Genomic DNA, 7,687 nt, shown 5'->3' with positions numbered 1-7,687 from the left:
CGACCGTCTGCGCAGGATGATGGCCGGCGCGTACGCGGCGACCGCGTTGGCCTGCGGCTTCGGCGCCACGTCGTCGTCGCGGTACTCGCCGTTCGGGTCGAGCGCGTGCACGAGGCGGCGCACGAGCGCGCCGGTTTCCTTGCGCCGCAGTGGATGCGTCTCGAGGTCACGAGCGGCGGCACGGATGTCGTCGACGTGCCTGGGGTTGGGCACCAGCCCGGGGTCGAGCATGTCCAGCTCGACGTCCGCGGTCGCGACCGACTCCACGCGGTGGACGGTCAGCCGCCCGGCGTCGTCGTCGAAGCGGATGCCGACGGGCGCGGTCAGCAGGTGCCGCTGGACCCCAGGCGCCGCCCAGGACAGGCAGCCGACGCCGATGACCAGCTCCAGCTCCTCGGGATTGCCGGTCGCGGCGACGTAGGCGGCGAAAAGCTGGGCGTAGCAGGCACGAACGGGTTGGTCGAGGCGCTCCCGCTCGGCCCAGGCGCGCCACGCGACCAGCCAGCTGACGTACTGCTCGGTCAGCTCGGCGGGCGCGTCGTCGGCGAAGGCCGGCGTCGAGTCCGGGTCGTGCCAGCCGCCGAGCCACGGCTCCAGCTCGTCGGGCGGCGGCGGGTCGTGCCGGGCGACGCGCTCGATCGTCAGAACGTCGGCCTCAGGCTCGGGGTCGCCGCGGTGCGCGGTGTTGACGGCCGGGTGGTCGGGCAGGCTGTCGAGCCACAGAACGGAGCGGTACCCGTCGACCGTGCGTGGCGGTGAGCTTCTCAACTGCTGTGCCCGCCCGAGGAACTCGAACAGGCGCACGGCACGGCCGACCAGCGGATCCGCGACCGTGTCTGTTGTTTCGTCCACCCCCGGCCCTCCCCGTGTGGCAGTCCGGATTTCCCACGGTACCGGACGGCCAGGTCGCGGGGCCGGTCGACGACGGTTGGCCCGCGACGGGGCTAGGCGTAGCAGGTCAGCGGCCTGCCGCCGTTGAAGGTGATCATGTCCTGGATCGCCGCCAGCACGTCGATCTCGGCGCCCGGCTCGGCGCCGTCGAGCTCGGCGTAGGCGCGGTGGAGGTTGCCGGCCAGGCGTTCGGCGTCCTTCAGGTCGGCGAACTCGCCGAGGTCGGTCTGCCTGGCGGCCTCCAGCGGGGTCAGCCCCGCCGCCTTGGCCTCGGCCGCCGTGCGTTGCACGAAACGCGCGTACGACAGGACGTCGTCGATGACCTGTGGGCCGGCGACCGGGCCGTGGCCCGGCACGATCGTCTCCGCGCCGAGCGGCTTGACGACCTCCTCCAACGCCTTGACCAGCCCGGCCACCGAGCCCTGCAGCAGGAACGGAGTGCCGCCGTTGAACAGAAGGTCGCCGCTGAACAGGACCTTGCGGTCCGGGACCCAGACGACCGAGTCGTTCGTGGTGTGGGCCGGGGTGCCGACATGCGTGACCTCGCAACGCAGATCGTCCACCCACACCGTCACGCCGTCCCGGTAGGTGAGAAAGGGCGGCGCCAGTTCGACCTCGCCCCAGTCGACCTTCGTCCAGACCGGTTCGTCCCACGGCATGCCCCACTGCCGCACACCCGCGCGGGTGGCTTCGTGCCCCACGATCGTGGCGCCCGCGAAGAGGTAGTTGCCGAACGTGTGGTCGCCGTGGTGGTGGGTGTTGATCAGCGTGCGAACCGGTTGTGGCGTCACCGCGCCGATGGCGGCCTGGTAGGCGCGGGTGCGGCGTTCGGTGGCGCACGCGTCCACGCTGACCACACCCTTGCGCCCGACCAGGAAACCGGTGTTGTTGATCCACCACGTGCCGTCCGGCTGGATGTAGGCGTGGATGCCGTCGGCGACCTCCTCGACCCGCGGCCGTCCCGGCGTGGTGATGTCGTGCGCGGTGCTCGTCACGGGTGCCACGATAGAACCCGCGCTCCGCCAATCCGGCGGTGCGACTCCTCAAACCCTGGTCATACCGCGTACGCTTGGTGGGCTGGCATATGCCATTGCATGCGGGTGCGAATTCACGCGGGAGGTGGGGTATGGCCGCGGAGGACCCTCGCTTCGAGGAGTCGCCCAGATTTGGCAGTGGTGACCAGTCCGGCGCGCCGACGGCGCGCCGCATCGTGCTCGGCGCACAGCTGCGCCGCCTGCGCGAGGCCGCGGACATCTCGCGTGCCGACGCCGGCTACTACATCCGCGGTTCGGACTCGAAGATCAGCCGCATGGAGCTCGGCCGTGTCGGGTTCAAGGAGCGCGACGTCGCCGACCTGCTGTCGCTGTACGGCGTCAACGACGAGCTGGAACGCGAGCAGTTCCTGGACATGGTGCGCAAGTCCAACGAGCGCGGCTGGTGGCACCGGTACTCCAGCACCATGCCGAACTGGTTCCAGGACTACGTCGGGCTCGAGGAGTCCGCGTCGCTCATCCAGAGCCATGAGCTGCAGTTCGTGCCCGGTCTGCTGCAGACCGAGGACTACGCGCGCGCGGTCGTGAGCCACGGCAGGCCGGAGCTGATGGACGCGGAGAGCGAGCGGCGTGTCGCGTTGCGGCTCCAGCGGCAGAAGGTGCTGACCCGCCAGGGCGCGCCCCGGCTGTGGGCGGTCGTGGACGAGTCGGTCCTGCACCGGCCCATCGGCGGGCACCGGGTGCTGCGTGAGCAGGTCGAGCACCTGCTGGAGCTGACCAAGCAGCCGAACGTGACGCTCCAGATCCTGCCGTACCACATGAGCGGGTACGCGGCCGAGGGCGCGTTCTCGATCCTGCGGTTCGCGGAGCCGTCGCTGCCGGACATCGTCTACATCGAGCACCAGAGCGGTGCCCTGTACCTGGACCGGGTGGACGAGCTCGAGGTCTACGGCCGGATCATCGACCGCCTCGCGGTCGACGCCGAGACGCCGGACCGCAGCCGCCAGCTGCTGTCGAAGTTCCGCCAGGACGCCTGAACCACCGACAAACATCACCGAGTTCATGCCTGCGGTTCCTGCGATCGGGTGATGTTTGTTCGGGTCGGCATACCGTGAGTTGGGTGCCGTCCTGCCCAGGTTTGACCAATGGTGGTGTCGGCAATTCACCCTGTGGGGATCTCAAGTGTTGGCAAAAGATTGCCGTTAGTGCCTAACGTCGTGGTTGTTCCCCCTGCAGGGTGCACTCTACGTAGCGATCTCCATCGGATGTGCACTCGTCCGTACTAATGCACGTGCATTTACCGTTGCAAGTTGCAGTGTTAAAGTGCGGAGACAATGCACGTGCAGATGCACCCACAGTTTGAACTCGGAGGGTGGGGCCATGACCGAGATTCGGAACGGCGTTTCGGCGGATGATCTCCCAGATACGACGTGGCGGAAGAGCAGCTACAGCGGCGCGGTCGGGAACTGTGTGGAACTGGGTTGGTCAGGCGCGCGAGCGGCGGTTCGCAACTCGCGCGACCCCCACGGGCCCGTGCTCGCGGTCCCGGCCGGCTCGCTCCTGTCGTTAGTGAACAACACCGTGAGCATCGGAGAACGGAGGGCTTGATGTCTTCCACTGGCACCGCCGCGACAAGCGTCGATGCCCAGTTGCGTGCCCTGGTCGACCGCGGGTTCCGCTTCGTTGACCCGAGGGACGAGCAAGGTGAGGTGGTGGCCGTCGTGGGCGTTCGCGCTCACGACGGCGTCATCGACGTCGTCGAGATCCTCGGCGAGGACGAGGTGGTCGCCACGCGGATGCCGCCCGACCAGGACGTCCTGGACCCGCGGCGGGTCTACTGGCGGGAACAGGGGCCCGCGTCAGCGGTCCTGGCACGGCTCCTGCTCCTCGCCGACGGTCAGGTGCCGGGAATCCTGTTGCTGCCCGCGACCGTCACTGCCTAGTAGACCGCCCGGCCGCCGCTGATGTCGTAGACGGCTCCCGTCGAGAAGCTGCACCGCTCCGACGCGAGCCAGCCGACCAGTTCCGCCACCTCTCGCGCCAACCCCATGCGCCGCATCGGGATCAGGCTCACCAGCCGTTCTCGGACCGCCGGTGCGGTGGCCGAAGCCATCGGCGTCTCGATCACCGCCGGAGCCACCGCGTTGATCAGCACGCCGGACGTCGCCAGCTCCTTGCCGAGCGACTTCGTGAGACCGAGGACCGCGGCCTTGCTCGCCGAGTAGGCGGACAGGTTGGGGTTGCCCTCCTTGCCCGCGATGCTCGCGAGGTTGACGACGCGTCCCCACCCGCGCCGCGTCATGGCCGGGATGAACGCGCGGCACATGTAGAAGGTGCCGGTCACGTTGACCGCGAACGTGGTCGCCCACTCGTCGTCGGTGACGTCGGTGAACGCCTTGTTGGGCCCGATGACGCCGGCGCTGTTGACCAGCACGTCCACCTCGTGCCGTGCGGCAGCGTCGGCGACCTGGGCCGAGTCGGTGACGTCGAGGCGGAGGTCCGCCCCGGGCGCCTTGTCGGCGGTGACGACCGTCAGGCCCTCGCCGGCCAGGAACTCCGCACACGCCTGCCCGATGCCGCTCACGCCCCCGGTGACGAGCGCCGTCCGTCCCATGCCCACCTCCACCAAGTAGAACGTGTTCTAGAGGCTACCCGATCGAACCGGAACGGCGGTGCCGCGAGCGCGGGGACCGAAAGCCCGTCCGTTTTGTCATACCTCCCACCTAGGATCGCCGGTATGAGAGGTGGGCTCATCGGGCGGGAGCATCCCGCGGGCGTGCTGCGCGCCGAGATCGGCCGGGCCACCGTGAGCCACGGCGGGTTGGTGCTGGTCACGGGCGAGGCCGGGATCGGCAAGACCACGCTGGTCACCGACGCCATGGAGGTCGCGCGTGAGCAGGGCGCGCTGATCCTCTCCGGGTCGTGCTGGGACTCCTCCGCCGCGCCGGGGCTCTGGCCCTGGGTGCAGGTCATCCGCGGCCTCCGCCGCCAGGCGACCGCCGGCGAGTGGGCGGGCGCGGAGGAGGCGTCGGGTGGACAGCTCGGCGTACTGCTCGGCGAACCCGGTGACATCGACGAGAACCACTTCGGCGTGTACGACGCCGTCACCTCCGCGCTCGTCGCCGTCTCGCAACGGCGGCCGGTGCTCGTCGTGGTCGACGACCTGCACTGGGCGGACCCGTCCTCGGTCCGCCTGCTCGAGTTCGTCGCGCAGCACACCTGGTTCGAGCGGCTCCTGCTCGTCGCGACCTACCGGGACGTCGAGGTCGAGGCCACCGACCACCCGCTCGCCCCGCTCATGCTGCCGCTCCTCGCGAAGGCCACCACGGTCACCCTCACCGGGCTCGGCCGGGACGACGTCGGCACCCTCATGACCCGCACGGTCGGCGCCGCGCCGGAGGCGGACCTCGTCACCGAGGTGCACACCAGGACCGGCGGCAACCCGTTCTTCGTCGAGCAGACCGTGCGGCTCTGGCACAGCGGCGGGTCCGTCACCGACGTCGCGCCGGGCGTGAGCGACGCGGTGCGCCGGCGCCTGTCGCTGCTGCCCGAGGCGGTGCCGCGGCTGCTGGCCGCCGCGGCCGTGCTGGGCCGGGAGTTCCACCGGCAGGTGCTCGCCGCCTCCGCCGGCGCGCCGGTCGCGCAGGTCGACCGCCAGCTGGGACAGGCCGTCGCGGCCCGGCTCGTGTCCGCGCTCGGCGACGGGCGGTTCGCGTTCGCCCACGACCTGGTCCGGGAGACGCTGTACCGGGAGCTGGCGGACGCGGGGGAGCGGCACGCGGCGGTGGTGCGCGCCCTCGACCGCTCACCCGCGCTCGCCGAGCGGATCTTCCCCGCCGACCTGGCCAGGCACGCCTACCTCGGCCGTGCGTCGCTCGACCGGGCCAGGGTCGTCGACCTGCTGCTGGCCGCCGCCAGGGAGGCCAAGCGGCGGTTCGCCCTGGAGGAGACGGTCAACCACTACCGGCGTGCGTTCGAGACCGTGGGCCCGGCCGAGCCCCGGCGGGTGCGGATCGGGCTGGACCTGGGCGAGCACCTGCACCGCGGCGGCGAGCGTGACGAGGCATGGCGGGTGCTGGCCGACGTCGCCGGCGCCGCGTTGGCGAGCGACGACCTGGAGATGCTGGTCCGCGTGGCGCTGACCGTCCACGGCCTGTCGTCGCCGGAGGACCACACGAAGCTGAAGACCGACCTGCTGCGCGCGTCGTTCGAACGGCTCAACCCCGGCGCGGCCATGCCGGGCGGCTCGCTCGACCACCTCGCGCAGGAGGTGATCGTGCGGCTCGTCGCGGTCGCCCGCGACGACGGGGACGACGACGTGCTCGGCTTCAGCCTGTGGTCCCAGCACGACCAGCTGTGGGGCGTCGGGCACGCCGCGCAGCGGCTGGCGCTCACCGAGGAGCTGGCCACGATCGCACGCCGGACCGCCGACCACGAGATGGAGCAGTACGCCGTCTCGCTCGGCTGGGTGACAACGCTCGAGCTGGGCGATCCCACCTACCTCGACCGCTTCCACGAGTTCCTCGCCACGGTCGCGGCGCACCCGGACACGATGGTGGCGCCGGCCGCGTACATCGACAAGAGCATCGTCGCGACGTTCCACGGACGGTTCGAGGAGGTGGTCGGTCTCCTGGACGGTTTCCAGTGCATGCCGGCGTCCCAGACGTTCTGGTACATGGACTACCACCTCCGCTGGGCGCTGTGGCAGTTGTGGGGCCGTGACGACGAGCTGGCGGACGTGCGTGGGCGGGCCACGGCCGTGAAGTACCCGTTCCCGGCCCTGCTGGCGGGCATCACCGCGGCGTCCCGCGGGGACACGGTGACGGCACGGGCGTGCCTGAGCGAGCTGGAGGCGGCGCGGGAGCCGATGCCGAAGGCCTACGAGCAGCTGCTGATCCGGCTGCGGGTGCAGACCGCGGTGGCGGCCGGCGACGCGGCGTGGTGCGCGAAGCTGCACGACGAGCTGGTGCCGCACCGCGGGACGTGGCTGATGTCGTTGTACGGCTGCGACATCAGCGGTCCGGTCACGCTGTGGCTCGGCAGGCTGGCGCTGGCCCGCGGCGACGTGGCGGCGGCCGCGCCGTACTTCGAGTCGGCGCGCGACGAGGCGGACCGGGTGGGCGCGCGGCCGTGGTCGGTTGAGGCGAAGGCGGGGTTGGCGGAGGCGCTGGCGGCGTCGGGGGAGCCGGTGGCCGAGCTGCGCGCCGCGGTCGCGCGGGAGGCGGCCGCGCTGGGCATGCGGCACCTGTCGGATGGTGCGGAGTCGTTGCCGCACAACGAGTTCCGCTTCACCGGCGAGACGTGGTCGCTGTCGATGGCCGGGGCGACCGTGCATGTCCCGGACAGCAAGGGACTACGGGACCTGCACGTGCTGCTTCGCGCGCCGGGCAAGGAGATCCCGGCGACCAGACTGGTCAACCCGGCCGGCGAGGTGCTCCCCTCGGGCGGCGACGCGGTACTGGACGAGGAGGCCAGGTCCCGCTACCGGTCCCGGCTGTCCACTTTGGACGGACTGATCGAGGAGGCGGCCGCCAGGGGCGCGGACGACCGGGCGGCCGAGTACGACCGTGAACGCGAGGCGCTGCTGACCGAGCTCCGCACCGCGACCGGCCTCGGCGGTCGTACCCGCCGCCTGGGCGACGAGGCCGAACGCGCGAGGAAGACGGTCACGGCACGGATCCGCGACACGCTGCGCAAGCTGGACACGAGCCATCCGCACCTGGCCGCACACCTGCGCACGGCGGTGGCCACGGGGACGACGTGCAGTTACCGCCCGGAGGGGCAGGTCGCCTGGCAGCTCTAGC

Annotated in this window: 6 protein-coding genes and 1 pseudogene; 4 read left to right on the top strand and 3 right to left on the bottom strand. The window is 71.2% G+C overall.

What is annotated here, in order from left to right:
• A pseudogene (locus VET29_RS23730) lies at positions 1-852 on the bottom strand (AAA family ATPase); the annotation flags it as partial.
• A 92-nt stretch (positions 853-944) separates the two neighbouring features.
• A complete protein-coding gene (locus VET29_RS23725) occupies positions 945-1,886 on the bottom strand; it encodes an MBL fold metallo-hydrolase (protein WP_324924146.1) in 942 nt (313 codons plus the stop codon).
• A gap of 131 nt (positions 1,887-2,017) precedes the next feature.
• Here VET29_RS23725 and VET29_RS23720 point away from each other — a divergent pair, with 131 nt between their 5' ends.
• From VET29_RS23720 to VET29_RS23710, 3 genes are all read left to right on the top strand, one after another.
• Positions 2,018-2,920, top strand: coding sequence for a helix-turn-helix transcriptional regulator (locus VET29_RS23720; protein ID WP_324924144.1), 903 nt, complete (start codon positions 2,018-2,020; stop codon positions 2,918-2,920).
• 343 nt (positions 2,921-3,263) lie between these two features.
• Positions 3,264-3,491 carry a DUF397 domain-containing protein gene (locus VET29_RS23715; protein ID WP_324924142.1) on the top strand — a complete coding sequence of 76 codons (228 nt, stop codon included), beginning with the start codon at positions 3,264-3,266 and terminating at the stop codon, positions 3,489-3,491.
• The gene (locus VET29_RS23710) at positions 3,491-3,826 is read left to right on the top strand and encodes a hypothetical protein (protein ID WP_324924140.1); all 336 of its coding nucleotides are present in this window, start codon (positions 3,491-3,493) and stop codon (positions 3,824-3,826) included. Before VET29_RS23715 ends, VET29_RS23710 begins: the two co-directional genes overlap by 1 nt.
• On the opposite strand, the gene VET29_RS23705 is transcribed toward VET29_RS23710, so the two are convergent.
• On the bottom strand, positions 3,823-4,497 hold the full coding sequence (locus VET29_RS23705; protein WP_324924138.1) for an SDR family NAD(P)-dependent oxidoreductase: 675 nt from the start codon (positions 4,495-4,497) through the stop codon (positions 3,823-3,825). The two genes, VET29_RS23710 and VET29_RS23705, sit on opposite strands and share 4 nt — an antisense overlap.
• Before the next feature lie 123 nt (positions 4,498-4,620).
• On the opposite strand from VET29_RS23705, the gene VET29_RS23700 reads away from it, so the two are divergent.
• Entirely contained in the window at positions 4,621-7,686 is a 3,066-nt protein-coding gene (locus VET29_RS23700) for an ATP-binding protein (protein WP_324924136.1), read from the top strand.
• The last annotated feature ends 1 nt before the right edge of the window (position 7,687 follow it).

It is taken from the genome of Actinophytocola sp., from assembly GCF_035634895.1.
Classification (GTDB): domain Bacteria; phylum Actinomycetota; class Actinomycetes; order Mycobacteriales; family Pseudonocardiaceae; genus Actinophytocola.
The sequence above is the reverse complement of the archived record's forward strand: the minus strand, read 5'-3'. Positions and strand labels throughout refer to the sequence as shown.